The sequence below is a fragment of the Bradyrhizobium sp. AZCC 1719 genome (assembly GCF_036924525.1).
Taxonomy (GTDB): Bacteria; Pseudomonadota; Alphaproteobacteria; order Rhizobiales; family Xanthobacteraceae; genus Bradyrhizobium.
Window position 1 is genome coordinate 6,270,909 of sequence record NZ_JAZHRU010000001.1, and the last position, 19,844, is coordinate 6,290,752.

The following is a 19,844-nucleotide window of genomic DNA, read 5'->3' on the forward strand; positions in this document are numbered from 1 at the left end:
TGGATTATTCCACGGCAGTTGCCAAGGGATCTTTGGCCAAGGAATCTTTGGGCTGGTCTTTGGACGGCTCATTGAGCGGATCATCGACCGGCGGCGGGGCGCGGTTCGGCGCTTCGTTGCCGTCGTCGATCTGCGCGAGCTTCTCCCGCGCCGCCTCGGCTTCGCGCTGCCTGTTCCACATGCTGGCATAAAGCCCACCGGCAGCCAAAAGCCTGACGTGGGTGCCGCGCTCGGCGATGCGCCCTTGATCCAGCACGATAATTTCATCGGCGCCAACGATCGTCGAGAGCCGGTGCGCTATCACCAGCGAGGTGCGGCCGCGTGAGACGCGCTCCAGCGCTTCCTGGATTTCATGCTCGGTGTGGCTGTCGAGCGCGGAAGTCGCCTCGTCGAGCACCAGGATCGGCGGCGCTTTCAGCACCGTGCGCGCGATCGCCACGCGCTGCTTCTCGCCGCCCGACAGTTTCAGGCCGCGTTCGCCGACCTGGGTTTCGTAGCCCTTGGGCGAGTTGCGAATGAAGCTGTCGATCTGCGCCAGTTGCGCCGCCTCTTCCACCTCGGCATCGCCGGCGCCCCAGCGGCCGTAACGGATGTTGTAGCGGATGGTATCGTTGAACAGCACGGTATCCTGCGGCACCATGCCGATGGAGGCCCGCAGGCTCGCCTGCGTCACGTTCCTGATATCCTGGCCGTCGATCAGGATTTTGCCGCTGGAGACGTCGTAGAGGCGGAACAGCAGCCGCGAAATCGTCGACTTGCCGGCGCCCGAGGGACCGACGATCGCGACCGTCCTGCCGGCGGGGACCTCGAAACTGAGGCCTTTGAGGATCGGCCGCTCCGGATCATAGGCAAAGCGCACGTCCTCGAAGCGCACGCTCCCGGCGCTGACCACGAGCGGCGCGGCGCCGGGGACGTCCTTGATCTCCGGATTGCGCGACAGCACGTTGAACATCTTCTCGATGTCGATGATCGCCTGCTTGATCTCGCGATAGACCATGCCCATGAAGTTCAGGGGCTGGTAGAGCTGGATCATCATGGCGTTGACCATGACGAAATCGCCGACCGTGTTGGTGCCGTTGCGCACGCCCAGCGCGCACATCAGCATGGTCGCGGTGAGGCCGATGGTGAAGATGACCGCCTGCCCGGTGTTGAGCACCGCGAGCGAGGTATAGGTCTTGACGCTGTTATGCTCGTAGCGCTCCATCGAACGGTCGTAGCGTTCGGCCTCGCGCTGCTCCGCGCTGAAATACTTCACCGTCTCGTAGTTGAGCAGCGAGTCGATCGCCTTGGTGTTCGCTTCGGTGTCGGAATCGTTCATCTTGCGGCGGATTTCGATCCGCCATTCGGTCGCGACATAAGTATAGTACATGTAGATCACGACCGTGATCGCGGTGACCAGCACATAGCGCCAGTCGAACTGCCACAGCAGCACCGCCATCAGGAGCGACACCTCGACGATGGTCGGGATGAGCTGCAGGATCACCATCCGCACGATCACCTCGATGCCGGTGCGGCCGCGCTCCAGGACGCGCGTCAGGCCGCCGGTTTTGCGCTCCAGATGAAAGCGCAGCGACAATTCGTGCATGTGAACGAAGGTGATGTAGGCGAGCTTGCGCACCGCATGCATGGCGACGCGGGCGAAGATGCCGTCGCGAAACTGCGTCAGCACCGCCATCAGCACCCGCACCGCGCCGTAGCTTGCGGTCATCAGCAGTGGCGAGGCGATCAGCCACAGCATCCAGTTCGAGGCCTCGACCGGTGCCGTGCCCATGCCGTTGAGCGCATCGATCGCCCATTTGAAGGTGAACGGCACCGTCAGCGTCGCGAGCTTCGCGAGCAAGAGCAGCACCATCGACCAGACGACGCGCATTTTCAGGTCGCCGCGGTCGCCGGGCCAGATATAGGGCCACAGGTGAACCAGCGTCCCGATCAGGGTCGCCTTTTCGGGAGCGTTATCGGCCGGCAGTTCGGCGATATCGGTGCGCGAATCAGAATCAGCCATCGCTGTCGCGCCCAACGCAAGATGGCGCACCGACCGCCGTCAGATGGTTTCTGATGATCTGCATATGCCCGTCATATAGAGCGTTTACCTCTCCCGTACAGCCTTGAAAGATAAATCTTTCCCCCGTTTGGTTTGATTTCGGGCCTATTTGTGCTGCATTACCGAAGTCAACCGGACTTGAGCTTTACTGGGTGCAGTGCCACATGGTCAGCATGGATCAAATCAAAACTGTCTGTGTCTATTGCGGCTCCGGCGCCGGCTCCAATCCCCGTTTTGTCGAAGCTGCCCAAGCCCTGGGAAAAACTTTTGCCGAGAACAGTATCCGCCTCGTCTATGGCGGCGGATCGGTCGGGCTGATGGGCGAGATCGCCAAGTCCACCCTGGATCATGGCGGCCTCGTCACCGGCATCATCCCGGATTTTTTGAAATCGCGTGAACTTGCGCTGTCGCGTGTCCAGGAGATGATCGTCACGCCTGACATGCACGAGCGCAAACGGCTGATGTTCGAACGCTCGGACGCCTTCGTGGCGCTGCCCGGCGGCATCGGCACGCTGGAGGAACTGGTCGAGCAGATGACCTGGCAGCAACTCGGCCGCCACTCCAAGCCGGTGCTGCTCGCCAACATCGACGGCTTCTGGGAACCGCTGCTCTCGTTGCTCGCGCATATGCGCGCGACCGAATTTATCCGCCCGGCGTTCCCAATTGACGTGCTGACAGCCGACCGCGTGGAAGACATCCTGCCGCGCCTGAGTGCTCATGCCGCCCGTACGCCGGCGGCGACAAAGGAGCTTGCGCCGGAAGTGGCGCGGAGGCTTTAGGCTCCTCAGCTCATTCGCTGGGAAACGTCACAGCTTCGATGCGGTTGCCATCGGGATCGATGACGAATGCCGCGTAATATTTTACCCGATCGTGGGGGCGAATGCCCGGTGCTCCATCGGAACGGCCGCCGGCGTTGAGCGCCGCAGCGTGAAACGCATCGACATCGGCAGTTGATTTCGCCCGAAGGCAAATATGGGTGCCGCTCTCGGGCGCCACCGGCGCCATGCCGGCGCGCAGGTTGATCCAGAATTCGGGGTAGGTTTTGCCGAAGCCGATGGTTGCGGGACGGGTGACGAGGCGTGAGAGGCCGAGGGCTGCGAGGGTTGCTTCATAGAAGCGTGCTGAACGTTCGAGTTCGCTGACGCCGACGGAAATGTGATCGATCATCGATTGCCCCCTACTCTCTCCCCGTCATTCCGGGATGGTCCGAAGGACCAGACCCGGAATCTCGAGATTCTCTGATGTGCAATTGCACATCAGAGTTCGATGCTTCGCATCGCCCCGGAATGACGACATCAATCACCTTACGCCGGAGCGCCCGATTTCACCAGCTTGTAGATCACCGAATCCATCAGCGCCTGGAACGAGGCGTCGATGATATTGGGCGAGACGCCGATCGTGGTCCAGCTCTCGCCGTTCTCGTCCTCGCTCTCGATCAGCACCCGCGTCACCGCTTCCGTGCCGCCATTGAGGATACGCACGCGGTAATCGATCAGCTTCAGGCCTTCGATGTATTTCTGGTACTTGCCGAGGTCCTTGCGCAAGGCAACGTCGAGCGCATTCACTGGACCGTTGCCCTCGGCCGCCGAGATCAGCCGCTCGCCGGCGACATCGACCTTCACGACGGCGAGCGCCACCGTGATGCGCTGGCCGTTGGCGTTGTAGCGCTGCTCGACATTGACGTCGAACTGCTCGACCTTGAAATATTCCGGCACCCGGCCGAGCGTGCGCCGCGCCAAGAGATCGAACGAGGCGTTGGCGGATTCATAGGCGAAGCCGGCCGCTTCCCGCTCCTTCAGCTCCTCGACCAGCCGCGCCAGTTTTGGATCGCTTTTCTCGTAAGGGATACCTGCGCGGTCGAGTTCGGCCATGACGTTGGAACGGCCGGCCTGATCGGACACCAGCACTTTGCGGTGATTGCCGACGGATTCTGGCGAGACGTGTTCGTAGGTCTGCGGATCCTTCAGGACGGCGGAGGCATGAATGCCGGTTTTGGTGACAAACGCGCTTTCGCCGACGTAAGGCGCATGGCGGTTCGGGGCACGGTTGAGCATGTCATCCAACGTGCGCGACACCTTCATCAGCGTCGCCATCTTCTCGTCCGTGACCCCGATTTCCAACGTGTCGGAGAATTCGTTCTTCAGCCGCAGCGTTGGGATCAGCGAGCAGAGGTTGGCGTTGCCGCAGCGTTCGCCGAGCCCGTTCAGCGTGCCTTGGATCTGCCGCGCACCCGCGCGAACCGCGGCCAACGAATTGGCGACCGCCTGCTCGGTGTCATTATGGGCGTGGATGCCGACATGGCTGCCCGGGATGTGCTTGGTGACAGCGCCGACGATGGTCTCGATCTCGTGCGGCATGGTGCCGCCATTGGTGTCGCACAGCACCACCCAGCGCGCTCCGGAATCATAGGCCGCCTTGGCGCAGGCGAGCGCGAAATCGGCATTCTCCTTGTAGCCGTCGAAGAAGTGCTCACAGTCGACCATCACCTCGCGCCCGGCAGCCTTCGCAGCAGCGACGCTGTCGCAGATCGAGGCGAGGTTTTCCTCGTTGGTGGTCTCGAGCGCCACCCGCACCTGATAAGCGCTGGACTTTGCGACGAAGCAGATCGCATCGGCCTTTGCCTCGATCAGTGCCGCCAGTCCCGGATCGTTCGAAGCCGACCGGCCGGGACGGCGCGTCATGCCGAACGCGGTGAACTTGGAATGTTGGAGTTTTGGCTTTTCGGCGAAGAATTCGGTGTCGGTCGGATTGGCGCCGGGATAGCCGCCTTCAACGTAGTCGATGCCGAGTTCATCCAGCATCTGCGCGATGATTTGCTTGTCATGCAGCGTGAAATCCACGCCGTTGGTCTGCGCACCGTCGCGCAGCGTGGTGTCGAACAGATAAAGACGTTCGCGACTCATGTCGGCGCTCCCGGCGCGGCGCTTGTCGCCAGCGTCTTCTGCATCGTGGTGTTGGCGAGCCATTCGCCGTTGAGCGAAACCGTGTTGCGCTGCTTGGCGGTATAGCCGCGCTTTCTGAACAACGGCTCGGCCGTATCGCTGGCATCGACCGTCAGGGTTTTGGCGCCCCGCGCGCCCGCCAGTTTCTCCAGCGCATCGACCAGCATCGAGGCCACGCCCTGCCCGGCCACGCTCGGATGCACGTAGAGCATATCGATCTGGTCAGCGCCCTTCAGCGAGGCGAAGCCGACCGGCGCGTTCTGGATAGTCGCGATCAGCGTCAACTGCCCGGCAAGCTTCTTGCCGAACGCGGCTTCGTCGTCGGCCGCCTGCGCCCAGGCTCCCTGCTGCGCCTCGCTATAGTCGTCGCCGGTCAGCCCCTCGATGGCGGCAACGAAGATCGCCGCCAGCATCGGAACATCCGCCGGCAAAAATGGCCGCAAGCCAGGTTTTGGCAATGCCTGTCCCATCGTCCCTACCATAATCCGTACAGCCTGGTCACCAGCGCCACGGCGCCGGCGATCAGCGCGATCTTCAGCGCGATATAATAGAGCCAGTGTTTCGGGAAAGGCGTGTCGGGCCTGGTCATCACGCAATCTCCCAGGTGGTAACGGGCTTACCGTCGGCATCCTTGCCGTCCTTGATGGCAACGCCCATCGCGGCGAGTTCGTCGCGGATACGGTCGGATTCCTTGAAGTCCTTTCGGGCGCGGGCGGCGGCACGTTCCGCAATCAGGCGGTCGACCTGCTCAGCATCGATGCCGCTCGCCTGCTGCTTCCGCCCCTTCCACTCCGCAGCGCTCATCGAGATGAAGCCGAGCAGGCGAAGCGACGCCGCAAACTCGCCGCGTTCCCGCGTGCCGCCGGACGCCGCCGCGTTGCGCAGGCTGTGCAGGACAGCCATCGCCAGCGCCGTGTTGAGGTCGTCATGGAGCGCCTCGATCATAGCCGGCGACGGCTCGCTGGCGACGGCGTCGGCTGCGATCGCATACCAATCGTCGAGCGTCTTCGCGCTCTCTTCCACACCCTTCAGGGTCCAGTCGAGCGGTGAACGATAATGCGTCTTGAGCATGCCCAAACGCAGCACCTCGCCCGGCCAGTCGGCCAGCAATTCCCGGATCGTGAAGAAGTTGCCGAGCGACTTCGACATCTTCTCGCTCTCGATCTGCAGGAAGCCGTTATGCATCCAGACATTCGCCATGCGATCGGAATGGAACGCGCAGCAGGTCTGCGCGAGTTCGTTCTCATGGTGCGGAAACACCAGATCGATGCCGCCGCCATGAATGTCGAACTTCTCGCCGAGATGCTTCCAGGCCATCGCCGAGCATTCGATGTGCCAGCCGGGGCGGCCTCCCATCTTGATGCCCGCGGGCGACGGCCATGACGGCTCGCCTGGTTTCGACGGCTTCCACAGCACGAAATCGGTGTTGTCACGCTTATAGGGGGCAACATCGACGCGGGCGCCGGCGATCATCTCGTCTAGCGAGCGTTTCGACAGCGCGCCGTAGCGCGGCATCACGGAATTGGCTTCGTTCATCGCCTGCGGCGAGAACAGCACGTGGTCTTCGGCGACATAGGCAAAGCCGCCGGCGACCAGCTTCTCGATGATCGCCCGCATCTCCGGGATGTGTTCGGTCGCGCGCGGCTGCGCCGTCGGGGCCAAGCAGCCGAGCGCGGTGACGTCGTCCTGGTATTGCTGATAGGTCTCTTCAGTGACCTTGCGGATCGCCTCGTTCAGCGGCACGCCGGGATAGTCGCGCGCGGCGCGCACGTTGATCTTGTCGTCGACGTCGGTGACGTTGCGGACATAGGTCACGTGATCGGCGCCGTAGCGATGGCGCAGCACGCGAAACAGCACGTCGAACACGATCGCCGCGCGGCCATTACCGATATGGGCGAAGTCGTAGACCGTCGGTCCGCAGGCATACATGCGGACGTTATCGGCATCGAGCGGCACGAACGGCCGCTTCTCCTTCGAAAACGTATCGTAGAGACGCAATTCCATGGCGTACCCATCCCTTGCGGCCGGGCGTCCAGTGATCTCTTTTTGAGAAAAGACGGCCTCAGCCAGCGAATCGCTAGCTAATAATCTCGCGGCAAATGGCGCAGATGGCGAGGAGACCGTTCATGGTTCCACCATTGCGGTATTGCAGGCACGCCGTCAAGGCCTTGCTTGTGCCCGATTTGGGGGCGATCAGGCCGCCGAATCCGCCATTCGCAGCCGCCCTCGGCCCTCATGGTTAATCATTATTAACGTTTTGGGCCTAATCCTGAGGGCGGTCTCTTCCCGCCGCCGGTGCCATCCATGCGACCTTCCTCCGCACTCATTGCCTGTGCCTTCCTGCTCGCCGCCTCGGCCGCTGCCGCCGACAGCCGCGTCTTCATCGTGGCCAACCAGGCCGACGGTTACGGCGTCGACGAGTGCCTCGCCAGGGGCGACAAATGTGGTGCCCATGCCGCCCGCTCCTATTGTCAGTCACGGGAATTTGCGCAGGCAATCGCCTATCGTCGCGTCGAGCCCAATGAAATCACCAACGCGGTTCCGATCGGCGCTGGCGACCGCTGCTCAGGCCCGGCGTGCGGCGAATACGTCGCCATTACCTGCCAGCGCTAAACGGACCTAATCCCGTAATTTCGAGGGCCGGTTTGCCACACCCGCGCCCCGGAAACGACGTGACGCTGCCCCGAGAAGCAGCTATTGGATGCGGCCTTGGCCGCAGAACGCCGCCTTGGCCGCGTCATCAGGCTTTCTGAGCCGCGCGGATCAGCCCTCAATGGCCGGATATGCTGGAAATTCGCAACGCTTCCCTCTCCCTTCGAATTTTGACCTGCGCCATCCTGCTCGGCATCGCTGCCCCGGGCGCACCCGCTTTGGCGCAGACGAACGAAGACGCCATGGCGCAGATGAACCAGGACGCCCCGCCACAACAGGGCGCGCAGGCCAATCCGATCTGCATCCGGCTCGAAGGACAATTGGCGACCATCGACCGTGGCGCCGGCACCGGCGACCCCGCCAAGGATGAACAGATCCGCCGCTATCAGGACGCGGAGGCCAAGCAGCAGGCCGAGCTCGATCGGGTCACGCTGCAGGCCAAGCGGATGGGCTGCGAAAGCTCGGGCTTCTTCTCGCTGTTCAGCGGCCGCTCCGCCCAGTGCGGTCCGGTGAACAACCAGATTCAGCAGATGCGCGCCAATCTCGATCAGATCACCACCAGCCTGGAGCGGCTGCGCAGCGGCGGCATCGGCGGCGCTGACCGCGAAAACCAGCGCCGCTCGGTGCTGGTGGCGCTCGCGCAGAACAATTGCGGCCCGCAATATGCCGCTGCCGCGCGCGGTCCGGGCAACTTCATCGACAACCTGTTCGGCAACAACAACACGCTGCCGCCGCCGAGCGCCGATCTCGGCGCACCATCCGGCACCTACCGCACCGTCTGCGTCCGCACCTGCGACGGCGCCTATTTCCCGGTCTCGTTCGCCACCGTGCAGGCCCGCTTCCAGGACGATGAGAGAACCTGCAAGGCGCTGTGCCCGGCAGCCGAGGCGAACCTGTTCGCCTATCGCAATCCCGGCGAAGACATCAACCAGGCAGTCTCGATCAACGGCCAGCCATATTCATCGCTGCCCAACGCGTTCAAATTCCGCACCGAGTTCAACGCATCCTGCTCCTGCAAGCCTGCGGGCCAGACCTGGTCCGAAGCGCTGAAGTCCGTCGACGACAGGGCGGCGGTCGAACAGCAGGGCGACATCATCGTCACCGAGGAAAGTGCGAGGCGGATGCAGCAGCGCGGGCAGTCGAAAGCCGCGCCGCCGCCCAAGAAGGGCGCCGCGCCCGCCGGCACCACCGCCGCGCCTGCACCGGCGACGGCTCCGGCTGATACGACGGCCGCGACCAACGACAAGGACAAGCCGATCCGCACCGTCGGCCCGACCTTCATCCCGCCGAAGCAGTAGGCGCCTCGGCACAATGGTTGAAGCAACGCGCTCGCGCTAATTCCGAGACGACGCCCTACCCTTCGAACGCATCCGCCGAGGCGCGACCGGCGCGGGCGACCAGTTTTTCGTCAGGCGCAGGCAGCGCCTTGCCGTTGTCGCGGAAGCGGTTGGTGATGGGATAGCGGCGGTCGCGGCCAAAGTTCTTTTCCGTTACCTTGACGCCGGGCGCGGCCTGCCGCCGCTTGTATTCAGCGATGTTGAGCAGGCGATCGATCCGCGTCACCATTTCAGCCGGGAAACCGGCCGCGATGATCGTGGCCAGCGGCTCCTCGCGCTCGACCAGACGCTCCAGTATGCCGTCCAGCATCTCGTAGGGGGGCAGCGAATCCTGGTCGGTCTGGTTCTCGCGCAGCTCCGCCGTCGGCGGGCGCGTGATGATGTTGACCGGGATCACCTCGCCCGACGGCCCGAGCGCGCCGTCCGGCTTCCACTCGTTGCGCAGACTCGATAGCCGGAACACTTCGGTCTTGTAGATGTCCTTGATCGGATTGAAGCCGCCGTTCATGTCGCCATAGAGCGTGGCGTAACCGACCGACATTTCCGACTTGTTGCCTGTCGTCACCACCATCGCGCCGGTCTTGTTGGAAATCGCCATCAACAGCGTGCCGCGGGTGCGCGCCTGCAAATTCTCTTCGGTGATGTCGCGCGGCAGGCCGGCAAATGGTCCGGAGAGGATTTTCTCGAAGCCGTTCACCGCATCGGCAATCGGCAGCACCTCGTAGCGGATGCCAAGTGCTTTGGCGAGTTTCGCGGCATCGTCGAGCGACACCTGCGCGGTGAAGCGGAACGGCAGCATCACGCCGCGGACCTGATCGGCGCCGAGCGCATCGACAGCGATGGCCGCGCACAGCGCGGAATCAATGCCGCCGGAGATGCCGAGCAAGACGCCCGGAAAGCCGTTCTTGCGGACGTAGTCGCGCAGGCCCAGCACGCAGGCGGCGTAATCGCCCTTGTCGCCCTCGAGCAGCGGCGCTACGGGGCCCGAGCAGCGCCAGCCGTCGGCGCCCTTGGTCCAGCGCAGCGTGACGATGCTTTCTTCGAACGCGGGCAGTTGCGCCGCCACCGAGAGGTCGGCGTTGAGCGCGAACGACGCGCCATCGAACACCAGTTCGTCCTGCCCGCCGATCTGATTGAGATAAACCAGCGGCAGCCCGCTCTCGGTGACACGGGCAACTGCGATCGACAGCCGGAGGTCGTTCTTGTCGCGCGCATAGGGCGAACCGTTAGGCACCACAAGGATTTCCGCGCCGGTCTCGGCGAGGCACTCGACGACGTTCTCGTATTCTTCTGATTCTTCGAGCCAGATGTCCTCGCAGATGGGGACGCCGACCCGAATGCCGCGGACTGTCACCGGACCCGCGGCCGGACCGCGCGCGAACAGCCGCTTTTCGTCGAACACGCCGTAGTTCGGCAGGTTCGCCTTGAAGCGCAACGCGGCGATGCGGCCCTGATCGAGCAGCGCGCAGGCGTTATACAGCTTGCCGTCTTCGACCCATGGCGTGCCGATTAGAACAGCGGGCCCGCCGCCGGCGGTCTCGCGCGCCAACTCTTCGACCGCTGCGCGGCAGGCGGCCTGGAAGGCTGGCTTCAGTACCAGATCTTCCGGCGGATAGCCGCAGATGAACAATTCGGGCAACAGCAGGAGGTCGGCGCCATCGGCTGCGGCCTTGTCGCGCGCCGCGCGGGCCTTGGCGGCGTTACCTGGCACGTCGCCGACCGTCGGGTTCAACTGCGCCAGCGTGATCGTAAAGGTGTCGGTCATGGGAGCGATGGTGCCTTGCACAAGAGCAAACTGCAATCGACGCCTTGATAGCGTTTTCGAGCGAAGCATACCCTCGGACGTGATCCGGGGGTGGACACCGGTTCGCGTGAAGAAAACGCGTCAAAACAAAAACTTAGATATGCGGTTCTGATGCAAATCAGAACCGCATATCTAAATGGCGCCCATGCGTTCCGCGAGGGCGAACAGCCAGAACAGGCCGGCCATCAACAGCGCCACGCCGACCGCCGCCGACCCCATATCCTTGACCTGGCCGATCTTCAGATCGTGATCCGTGGTCAGGCGGTCGGCGAGCTTTTCGATCGCGGTGTTGAGCAGCTCGACCACCAGGACAAAGGCGACGGCCGCGACCAGTTCCACGCGCCGCATCGTGGTCGTGCCGATCAGCCAGGCCAGCGGTACCGACAGCGCCAACGCGAACAGTTCCTCGCGAACGGCCTGCTCCGAGCGGATCGCAAAAGCGAGGCCGTTACGCGTGTTGATCGTGGCCCGCCAGAGTCGCAGCAAATCAAAGTCCCGCTGCGGCCGGCATCGGCTGAACTTTCCCGGCGCGTTCCTGCTTCAGCAGTTCGGCAATCAGGAAAGCCAGGTCGATCGATTGTTCGGCGTTGAGGCGGGGATCGCAGACCGTGTGGTAGCGGTCGTTGAGGTCCTCGTCGGTGATGGCGCGCGCGCCGCCGATGCATTCGGTGACGTCCTGTCCGGTCATCTCCAGATGCACGCCGCCGGCATGCGTGCCTTCGGCGGCGTGGATCGCGAAGAACGACTTCACCTCCGACAGCACCCGGTCAAACGGACGAGTCTTGTAGCCTGACGTCGAGGTAATGGTGTTGCCATGCATGGGATCGCACGACCAGACCACAACCCGCCCTTCCCGCTGCACGGCGCGGATCAGCGGCGCGAGATGATCGCCGACCTTGTCGGAGCCGAAGCGGTTAATCAGCGTCAGCCGTCCCGGCTCGTTGTCGGGATTGAGGATGTCGATCAGCTTGAGCAACTCATCCGGCTTCAGCGAGGGGCCGCATTTCAGGCCGATCGGATTCTTGATGCCGCGGAAATATTCGACATGGCCGTGGTCGAGCTGGCGGGTGCGGTCGCCGATCCAGATCATGTGGCCTGACGTCGCGTACCAGTCGCCGGTGGTGGAATCCACCCGGGTCAGCGCCTGCTCGTAGCCGAGCAGCAGCGCCTCATGGCTGGTGTAGAAATCGGTGGCGCGCAGTTCGGGATGGCTTTCGAGGTCCAGCCCACAGGCGCGCATGAAGTTGAGCGCGTCGGAAATTCGATCCGCCAGTTCCTTGTACCGGCGGGACTGCGGCGAATCCTTGAGGAAGCCCAGCATCCATTGGTGCACGCTGCCGAGATTGGCGAAGCCGCCGGTCGCGAATGCGCGGAGCAGATTGAGGGTGGCCGCCGACTGCCGGTACGCCATCAACTGGCGCTGCGGATCGGGGATGCGCGCTTCCGGGGTGAAGGCGATGTCGTTGATGATGTCGCCGCGGTAGCTCGGCAGCTCGACGCCGCCAACCTTTTCCGTGTTCGACGAGCGCGGTTTTGCGAACTGCCCGGCGATGCGGCCGACCTTCACCACCGGCAGCGCGCCGGCATAGGTCAGGACCACGGCCATCTGCAGCAGCACGCGGAAGAAGTCGCGGATGTTGTTGGCGCCGTGCTCGGCAAAGCTCTCGGCGCAATCGCCGCCCTGCAACAGGAAGGCCTCGCCGGCCGCGACGCGGGCCAGCGCCTTCTTCAGGTTACGGGCCTCGCCGGCGAACACCAGCGGCGGAAACGTAGCAAGCTGCGCCTCGACGTCGGCCAATGCCTTGGCATCGGGATAATCGGGGACCTGCAGCACCGGCTTGGTGCGCCAGCTATCGGGCGTCCACCGCTCGGACATGACGTTAACTCCTGAGCAAAAACCGCAACTTATCAAAGGTTACGAAGGCCGGGTTATACACAGGCCGCGGGCCGACCGCCAGTTAGATTTCCGGTAGTCCTGACAGGCTCTTGCGGCGAAATCCGAATTCGCATTTGTTACGGCCGCTCGCAAAGCTGGCAGGAGAACACGGTGGCCGAGCCGGGGCTGGACGACGTATTTAGCGATGACATCACGGTGCCCGCGACGGATGGATATCCCCTTGCCGCGACGCTGTTTCTGCCCCGCGGGGCCAAGCGCCATGCGGTCCTGGTCAATTCGGCAACCGCCGTTCCCCGCAAGCTCTACCGCGGGTTTGCCGGCTATCTCGCCCACCGCGGCTGCGCGGTTCTGACCTACGACTATCGCGGCACCGGCGACTCGAGGCCGCAGGCGCTGCCCGGCTCCATCAGGCCGAAATCGCTGGTCGGCTTCAAGGCCTCGATGTCGGACTGGGCAGCCCAGGACATCACCGCAGCGGTCGCCTGGATGCGCGAGCGTTACAAGTCGCTGCCCTTCGCCTATGTCGGGCATTCGTTCGGCGGGCAGGCGCTCGGCCTGTTGCCGAACAATTCGGAGATTTCGCGCGCACTCCTGATCGCCGCACAAGCCGGTTACTGGAAACTGATGACGGCGCCGGAGCGCTACCGCGTCTATGCCCTGCTGAATTTCGTCGGAGCCCCGTTGACCCGCGCGCTCGGCTACATGCCCGGCAAGGCCGGCCTCGGCATGGATCTGCCGAAGGATGCATTCCTGCAATGGGTCCGCTGGGTGATGAGCCCGCGCTATCTGTTCGACGATGCCAGGCTCGAAGCCGTGCAGAACTTCCCGAAATACCAGGGCGCGCTACGCGCACTCTGCATGTTCGACGATCCCTGGGCGACACGGCCGGCGGTCGAACTGTTGTGTTCGGGATTTATCTCGATCGCGCCTGAGATCATCACGGTGAGGCCCGCGGATACCGGCGTGAGCAAGATCGGGCATATGGGATTTTTCCGGCCCGAGCATCGCGACACGCTGTGGCGCGGGGCCGCGGAATGGATCCAGGCGGGGGAGTAGCTCACCTCACCACGGCGGCCGCGTCACCGTCGTCGCCGGGCAAGACGTATTCGACCGCCAGCAGCCCGCCTTCAAGGATGAGAAACGCAACCGCACCGCCTAGCCAGCCGAAGTACGCAATTGCGAAGGCCAACAGGAGCAAGGCACATACGACGTCCGCCAGGATCTTGCCGCTCCGCTCGATCGCGTCCTGTCCTCTGGAAAAGTAAGCCATGGCCTCTCCGTCCACGCGCCATCAACCACGAATGCAACGTGGCACAAAGGCGGGAGTTCCGTTCACCCTCGGCTATCGCCGAACCTCGGTCGCGACTTTACGCGTGCCCGGCAATCCCCGCCGGCTGTTGAAACCAGTTCCCATTTTCCGAATTAGCCCTCTCAATGAGGCGAGAGGCCAGCCATGGAAGGAATTCGCGACGCCGCGCATCTGTGCATCGATATGCAGAACATCTTCGCCAGGGGCGGCGTGTGGGAAACGCCATGGATGGAAAAGGTATTGCCGGTGATCTCGCAGATCGCCGCACGATATCAGGAGCGGACGGTATTCACGCGCTTCATCACACCCGAGCGGCCGGAAGACCGTCGCGGCCAGTGGCGCGTCTACTTCACCAAATGGGAGCGCGCGACGCGCGGCGATCTCGCGCCTGGCGCGCTCGATATCGTGCCGGCGCTAGCACGATATTCACCGCCGGCTCTGGTCGTCGACAAGCCCGCCTATTCGGCGTTCTTCGGATCGCGGCTCGGTCATCTGCTGGTCGAGCGTCATGTCGGCACGGTGGTGGTGTCAGGCGCGGAGACCGATGTTTGCGTGCTTGCCACGGTGCTCGGCGCGGTCGATCTCGGCTTTCGCGTCGTCATCGTGCAAGATGCGCTCTGCAGTTCCTCAGACACCGGCCATGATGCGCTGATGACCATGTACCGGACGCGGTTCAACGAGCAGATCGAGCTGGTCAGCGCCGCGGAACTGTTCGAGATCTGGCGTCCGGACTAGATGCTCTCGCTACGCCCCGGAACCGCCGCTCCGGCTCCAACGTTGAGACGGCAGCCATCATCGCGCGAAAGGATCGATCCATGGCGGCGCCGGACATTCGCAAGGAAATGCCGCCCGTCAAATTGCCGCGCGAGGAATTCGAGAGGCGCTATCGCGGCCGCTTCGTCGATCCGGTCTTCCAGCCGCTGCAGCGCGAGCTCGACGCCGTCGTCGCGGCGGCATGGGACGCCTATAGTCATTCCCGCAAAGCCCCGCTGACGCGCAAGGCGGGCGCGGGCTTCGCCGATCCCGAGTACGAAATCGCGGTGGACTGGCTCGCCGCACGCGAGGCCATTCTCGAAGCGCAGCGGCGCCACGACGATGCCGCTGCGCAGCCGCGCATCCTCATCATCAATGGCTCGGCGCGAAGCGAGCATACCTGCCCCGGCGAGGCGTCCAAGACGTGGCGGCTGGTCAAGCTCGCCGAGCCGGTGCTGGTCGAAATGGGATATGCGGTCGACATCCTGGATCTCTCGCGGCTAACGTCGGAATATGGACGGCAGATTCATCCCTGCAAATCCTGCGTCGCCACCGCGATGCCGCTCTGCCACTGGCCCTGCAGTTGCTATCCGAACTATTCGCTCGGCCAGACCGACGACTGGATGAACGAAATCTATCCGCTCTGGGTGGCCGCGCACGGCATCCTGATCGTGGCGCCGGTGAACTGGTATCACGCGCCGACGCCGCTGAAGGCGATGATGGATCGCCTGGTCTGCGCCGATGGCGGCAATCCCGATCCGACCTCGACGCACGGCAAGCACGCCGACCAGGCCAAGGCGCTCGAACTGAAGGGATGGCCCTATCCGCGGCATCTGGCCGGCCGGCATTTCGGCCTTGTGATTCACGGCGACAGTGCGGGCACGGAGACGCTGCGCCGCTCGCTTTCGGACTGGCTAACCGACATGTCGCTGATCTCGGCCGGCCGCACCGCCGAAGCCGAGGGCTATATCGGCTACATGGAGCCCTACGCCACTTCGCACCAGGCGCTGGACGAGGACCACGAATTCCACGACGAGGTGCGCAATGCGGCACGCGCGCTGGGGAATGCAGTGAAGCTGGCGCGGGCGGGGAAGCTGGAGAATCCCGCCAAGGGGCTCGTCGATCCGAACCCGAAGTAGCGGCGTGGCTTCATAGGGTGGGTTAGCGAAAGCGTAGCCCACCGCTATCCTAACGGCGGATTACGCTATCGCTATCGCTCCCCTACTTCCCGTAACTGTAAAACCCCTGCCCGGTCTTGCGGCCGAGATGGCCGGCGGCGACCATTTCCTTCAACAGCGGCGCGGGGCGGTATTTCGGGTCGTTGAAGCCCTGGTAGAATACCTCCATCACCGACAGCATGGTGTCGAGGCCGATCATGTCGGCGAGCGCCAGCGGGCCGATCGGATGGTTGCAGCCGAGCTTCATGCCGGCGTCGAGGTCTTCCGCCGTCGCCAAGCCCTCCTGCAGCGCGAAGATCGCCTCGTTGATCATCGGGCAGAGGATGCGGTTGACCGCAAAGCCCGGGCTGTTCTTCGCCGTGATCGACACCTTGCCGATCCGTTTTGCAAAGGCTTCCGCCTTGGCATGGGTATCGTCGGAGGTTTGCAAGCCCCGGATCAATTCCAGTAGCGCCATCAGCGGCACCGGATTGAAGAAGTGCATGCCGATGAAGCGGTCCGGCCGGTCGGTCGCCGCCGCGAGTTTCGTGATCGAGATCGAGGACGTGTTGGTGGCGAGCAGCGCCTGCGGCCGCAGTTTTGGGCAAAGGTCCTTCAGGATTTTCACCTTCAGATCCTCATTCTCGGTCGCCGCCTCGATCACGAGATCGCAGGTGGAAAACTTCGCCGTGTCCGTGGTCGTCGTAATGCGCGCCAGCGCCGCCTGCCGGTCGGCGTCGGTCATCTTCTGCTTGTTGACGAGGCGCTCTAGGCTGTTGGCGACCACAGACATGCCGCGCGTGAGGGCGGCATCGGAGATGTCGGTCATGACCACCGGAAGGCCCGCCGCCGCGCACACCTGCGCGATCCCGTTGCCCATCGTGCCTGCGCCTACGATACCGATCTGCTCAATCATTATTCGCCTACCTCTGTTCTTGAATACTGAATGACGTCGTTATCAGAATGTGGCGGATGTCGGTAGCCCACCGCGAGAGCCTTAGGATGGGTGGAGCGACTTGTCCGCCGTAGCTCAACGAGCGTAGGCGGAAGCGATACCCATCATTCGCGTTGCGCAGCAGATGATGGGTTTCGCAAGGGCTCCACCCATCCTTGTATCAGCACGACCTGCTAAGGTGTGAGCGTTCCGCAAGGAATGGCCCGGCCTGGGTGGCCACCCGGACCGGGCCGCCGATCGTTGGATCGTAACCCATCGAAGCATTGTGAGCTGATCTTCGTAGCCGGATCACGGTCGGCATCTTCGTCGAGGCCCGCATTGTTGAATGAGCATCAGGCTCGCATTCAAGGGAGGATCGAGAAGATGAGCAAGCGTAGCATAGTTTGCGCCGGCATCGATACTGGCAAGCACAAGCTCGATGTGGCGCTGCATGGAAGGCCGGAACGGCTGCAGGTGGCCAATACGGCCGAGGGGCACGAGGAGTTGTTCGTCTGGTTGCGGCAGCACCGGGTCAAACGGGTCGGTATCGAAGCCACTGGCGGCTACGAGCAAACGGTCGTCCGGCGGCTGCGGCAGGGCCGTTTCGTGGTCGTCGTGTTCCAGCCCGCGCAGGTGCGCGCCTATGGGCGCTTCCATCTGAGGCTGGCGAAGAACGACAAGATCGATGCGGCCTTGATTGCGGCCTGCACGTCCGACGTCAGGACCATCCATGCCCCGCCCGACCGGCGTCTGGCAGAACTGGCCGGGTTACAGACCCAGATCGACCAGATCGTCCGCGCGATGGCCCGGTTCAAGAACCATCGCGAGTCGTGCCGCGATGCCGCTCTGCGGCAGCTCTGGGACGACGAGATCCGGCGATTCCAGGGGCTTTTCCGGCAACGGCTCAAGCAGCTGGTGGCGGCGATCCGTCAGCATCCCGATCTCGCCGAGCGGCTCGACCTGATCCTCAGCGTCGATGGCATTGCGTTGCGCACCGCAAGCGCCATCGTGGTGCGCATGCCGGAGATCGGCCAGCTCAGCCGCGGCCAGGCCGGCGCGTTGGCTGGGCTTGTCCCCTACGATGACGACAGTGGCGAGCACGCCGGCGATCGCCACATCGCGGGTGGCCGCGAGCGGTTGCGCAATAATCTCTACGCCGCGGCATGGATCGCCTCGCTGCGCTGGAACCCGCAACTGACGGCGCTCTACAAGCGGCTGCGCGACGCTGGAAAGGAGCACAAGGTGGCGGTCGTCGCCTGCGCTCGCAAGCTGCTGATCTTCGCCAACGCGGTCGTCGCCCGCGGCACGCCATGGGAGGTCCGCACGATCGCCCATTGAGTTGCCGGCGAGCTCGGCAGAGCAACCACTCTCCAGTCCCTTCCAGCTTCGTTTCTTGGTTCGACCGGAGAGGCCGTTTCTTCGTCCCGACCTGCTTCAATCCGTGACGCCGCGCGCAGACGTCGTCAAGGATGGCCGTCGCGCATTGCTCAAAGCACGCTCCGTAGCTGCCAGGCCACTCCTTGACGACGTCAAGCGCGGTGTCACACTGCAGTTGGTCGGGGCGCGCTCATCCTCGTCCAACTTGATAGTTGCTACGATTCTGCCTACTCCGCCGCCTGCCTCACATACCTCGCCGTCGGCGTCCGCATGGTCACCAATTCCTCGGCCGCCGTCGGGTGCAGCGCGATCGTCGCGTCGAAATCGGCTTTGGTCGCCTTCATCTTCACCGCGATGGCAACTGCCTGGACGATTTCGGCCGCGGTGTCGCCGACGATGTGACAGCCCAGCACGCGGTCCGTAGTGCCGTCGACCACGAGCTTCATCAGCACGCGGGTGTCGCGGCCGGACATCGTCGCTTTGATCGGGCGGAAATCGGCCTTGTAGATGTCGACATGGCTTACTTGCGCGCGCGCCTGCGCTTCGGTCAGGCCGACGGTGCCGACCTCGGGCTGCGAGAACACCGCCGTCGGAATGGTGGTGTGGTCGACTGCTACCTGCCGCTTACCGAACACGGTATCGGCGAAGGCATGGCCCTCGCGGATCGCGACCGGCGTCAGGTTGAGGCGATGGGTGACGTCGCCGATCGCATAGATGTTGTCGACCGAGGTCTTCGACCACTTATCGACGGCGATGCCGCCATTCGCAGGGTTGATGACAACACCGGCCTTCTCGAGTCCGAGGTTGGCGACGTTCGGGTGGCGGCCGATCGCGAACATCACCTTCTCCGAGGCGATGCTCGAACCGCTGGATAGATGCGTGGTGTATTCGTTGCCGTGCTTGTCCACTTTATCGATGGTGCAGCCGGTGATGATCGTAATGCCCTGCTTCTCCATCTCGGCGCGCACGTGCTTGCGGACGTCCTCATCGAAACCGCGCAGAATGTTGTCGCCGCGATAGACCACGGTCACGTCGGAGCCGAAGCCGGCAAAGATGCCGGCAAACTCCAGCGCGATATAGCCGCCGCCCTGGATCACGATGCGCTTCGGCAGTTCGGTGAGGTGAAACGCCTCGTTAGAGGAAATCACGTGCTCGATGCCGGGGATCTCCCGCCCGTGGTTGGGCGCGCCGCCGGTCGCGATCAGGATGTATTTTGCGGTGACCGTTTCGCCGGTCAACAGGCGCAGCGTGTGGGCGTCTTCCAGCACCGCGCGCGTCTTGACAATGCGCGCGCCTGACTTCTCGACATTGGCAGCGTAGATGCCTTCGAGGCGAGCGATCTCCTTGTCCTTGTTGGCGACCAGCGTCGGCCAATCGAAGGAAAGTTCGGGGATGGTCCAGCCGAAACCTTTTGCGTCCTCGATCTCGTGGCGGACGTGCGAGCCGAGCACAAACAGCTTTTTCGGCACACAGCCGCGGATCACGCAGGTGCCGCCCATCCGGTATTCTTCGGCAACCATGACCTTTGCGCCATGGCCGGCAGCGATGCGGGCGGCGCGAACGCCGCCCGAACCACCGCCGATGACGAACAGATCGACGTCGAACTCAGCCATCTCAACCCCGCCCGAAGCCGCTTCTGGT

Annotated in this window: 18 protein-coding genes; 7 read left to right on the forward strand and 11 right to left on the reverse strand. The window is 63.6% G+C overall.

Annotated features, from left to right (window positions below; translation table 11 throughout):
• Positions 1-4 precede the first annotated feature (4 nt).
• Complete coding sequence (locus V1292_RS29655; protein ID WP_334376100.1) at positions 5-2,002, reverse strand: ABCB family ABC transporter ATP-binding protein/permease; 1,998 nt, start codon at positions 2,000-2,002, stop codon at positions 5-7.
• 212 nt (positions 2,003-2,214) lie between these two features.
• Between V1292_RS29655 and V1292_RS29660 the strand changes: the two genes are divergently transcribed.
• Positions 2,215-2,820, forward strand: coding sequence for a TIGR00730 family Rossman fold protein (locus V1292_RS29660; protein WP_334376101.1), 606 nt, complete (start codon positions 2,215-2,217; stop codon positions 2,818-2,820).
• Positions 2,821-2,830: 10 nt separating this feature from the next.
• Here V1292_RS29660 and V1292_RS29665 read toward each other — a convergent pair whose 3' ends face one another.
• The 4 genes from V1292_RS29665 to cysS all read right to left on the reverse strand — a co-directional run bounded on the left by V1292_RS29665 (position 2,831) and on the right by cysS (position 6,987).
• Positions 2,831-3,208 carry a VOC family protein gene (locus tag V1292_RS29665; RefSeq protein WP_334376102.1) on the reverse strand — a complete coding sequence of 126 codons (378 nt, stop codon included), beginning with the start codon at positions 3,206-3,208 and terminating at the stop codon, positions 2,831-2,833.
• A 137-nt stretch (positions 3,209-3,345) separates the two neighbouring features.
• On the reverse strand, positions 3,346-4,944 hold the full coding sequence (gene cimA / locus V1292_RS29670) for a citramalate synthase (protein ID WP_334376103.1): 1,599 nt from the start codon (positions 4,942-4,944) through the stop codon (positions 3,346-3,348).
• Positions 4,941-5,453 carry a GNAT family N-acetyltransferase gene (locus V1292_RS29675; protein ID WP_334376104.1) on the reverse strand — a complete coding sequence of 171 codons (513 nt, stop codon included), beginning with the start codon at positions 5,451-5,453 and terminating at the stop codon, positions 4,941-4,943. The genes cimA and V1292_RS29675 overlap by 4 nt, the downstream gene beginning before the upstream one ends.
• Before the next feature lie 118 nt (positions 5,454-5,571).
• The gene (gene cysS / locus V1292_RS29680; RefSeq protein WP_334376105.1) at positions 5,572-6,987 is read right to left on the reverse strand and encodes a cysteine--tRNA ligase; all 1,416 of its coding nucleotides are present in this window, start codon (positions 6,985-6,987) and stop codon (positions 5,572-5,574) included.
• Positions 6,988-7,287: 300 nt separating this feature from the next.
• Here cysS and V1292_RS29685 point away from each other — a divergent pair, with 300 nt between their 5' ends.
• Entirely contained in the window at positions 7,288-7,596 is a 309-nt protein-coding gene (locus V1292_RS29685) for a hypothetical protein (protein WP_334376106.1), read from the forward strand.
• A gap of 170 nt (positions 7,597-7,766) precedes the next feature.
• Complete coding sequence (locus tag V1292_RS29690) at positions 7,767-8,933, forward strand: DUF2865 domain-containing protein (RefSeq protein ID WP_334376107.1); 1,167 nt, start codon at positions 7,767-7,769, stop codon at positions 8,931-8,933.
• A 55-nt stretch (positions 8,934-8,988) separates the two neighbouring features.
• Here V1292_RS29690 and V1292_RS29695 read toward each other — a convergent pair whose 3' ends face one another.
• The 3 genes from V1292_RS29695 to V1292_RS29705 all read right to left on the reverse strand — a co-directional run bounded on the left by V1292_RS29695 (position 8,989) and on the right by V1292_RS29705 (position 12,652).
• Entirely contained in the window at positions 8,989-10,737 is a 1,749-nt protein-coding gene (locus tag V1292_RS29695; protein WP_334376108.1) for an NAD+ synthase, read from the reverse strand.
• Between the two features lie 171 nt (positions 10,738-10,908).
• Positions 10,909-11,262 carry a diacylglycerol kinase gene (locus V1292_RS29700; RefSeq protein ID WP_334376109.1) on the reverse strand — a complete coding sequence of 118 codons (354 nt, stop codon included), beginning with the start codon at positions 11,260-11,262 and terminating at the stop codon, positions 10,909-10,911.
• A gap of 1 nt (position 11,263) precedes the next feature.
• Positions 11,264-12,652 carry a class II 3-deoxy-7-phosphoheptulonate synthase gene (locus tag V1292_RS29705; RefSeq protein WP_334376110.1) on the reverse strand — a complete coding sequence of 463 codons (1,389 nt, stop codon included), beginning with the start codon at positions 12,650-12,652 and terminating at the stop codon, positions 11,264-11,266.
• 171 nt (positions 12,653-12,823) lie between these two features.
• Here V1292_RS29705 and V1292_RS29710 point away from each other — a divergent pair, with 171 nt between their 5' ends.
• Positions 12,824-13,729 carry an alpha/beta hydrolase family protein gene (locus tag V1292_RS29710; protein WP_334376111.1) on the forward strand — a complete coding sequence of 302 codons (906 nt, stop codon included), beginning with the start codon at positions 12,824-12,826 and terminating at the stop codon, positions 13,727-13,729.
• A gap of 1 nt (position 13,730) precedes the next feature.
• Here the strand turns inward: V1292_RS29710 and V1292_RS29715 are convergent, their stop codons facing one another.
• Positions 13,731-13,943 carry a hypothetical protein gene (locus V1292_RS29715; protein ID WP_334376112.1) on the reverse strand — a complete coding sequence of 71 codons (213 nt, stop codon included), beginning with the start codon at positions 13,941-13,943 and terminating at the stop codon, positions 13,731-13,733.
• Between the two features lie 183 nt (positions 13,944-14,126).
• Between V1292_RS29715 and V1292_RS29720 the strand changes: the two genes are divergently transcribed.
• Together V1292_RS29720 and V1292_RS29725 are read left to right on the forward strand one after the other, a co-directional pair.
• Positions 14,127-14,717 carry a cysteine hydrolase family protein gene (locus V1292_RS29720; protein ID WP_334376113.1) on the forward strand — a complete coding sequence of 197 codons (591 nt, stop codon included), beginning with the start codon at positions 14,127-14,129 and terminating at the stop codon, positions 14,715-14,717.
• Positions 14,718-14,797: 80 nt separating this feature from the next.
• The gene (locus tag V1292_RS29725) at positions 14,798-15,874 is read left to right on the forward strand and encodes a flavodoxin family protein (RefSeq protein ID WP_334376114.1); all 1,077 of its coding nucleotides are present in this window, start codon (positions 14,798-14,800) and stop codon (positions 15,872-15,874) included.
• A gap of 82 nt (positions 15,875-15,956) precedes the next feature.
• Here the strand turns inward: V1292_RS29725 and V1292_RS29730 are convergent, their stop codons facing one another.
• Entirely contained in the window at positions 15,957-16,808 is an 852-nt protein-coding gene (locus tag V1292_RS29730) for a 3-hydroxybutyryl-CoA dehydrogenase (RefSeq protein ID WP_334376115.1), read from the reverse strand.
• 402 nt (positions 16,809-17,210) lie between these two features.
• On the opposite strand from V1292_RS29730, the gene V1292_RS29735 reads away from it, so the two are divergent.
• The gene (locus V1292_RS29735; RefSeq protein WP_334369797.1) at positions 17,211-18,164 is read left to right on the forward strand and encodes an IS110 family transposase; all 954 of its coding nucleotides are present in this window, start codon (positions 17,211-17,213) and stop codon (positions 18,162-18,164) included.
• 266 nt (positions 18,165-18,430) lie between these two features.
• Here the strand turns inward: V1292_RS29735 and gor are convergent, their stop codons facing one another.
• The gene (gor, locus tag V1292_RS29740) at positions 18,431-19,816 is read right to left on the reverse strand and encodes a glutathione-disulfide reductase (protein WP_334376116.1); all 1,386 of its coding nucleotides are present in this window, start codon (positions 19,814-19,816) and stop codon (positions 18,431-18,433) included.
• Positions 19,817-19,844 lie beyond the last annotated feature (28 nt).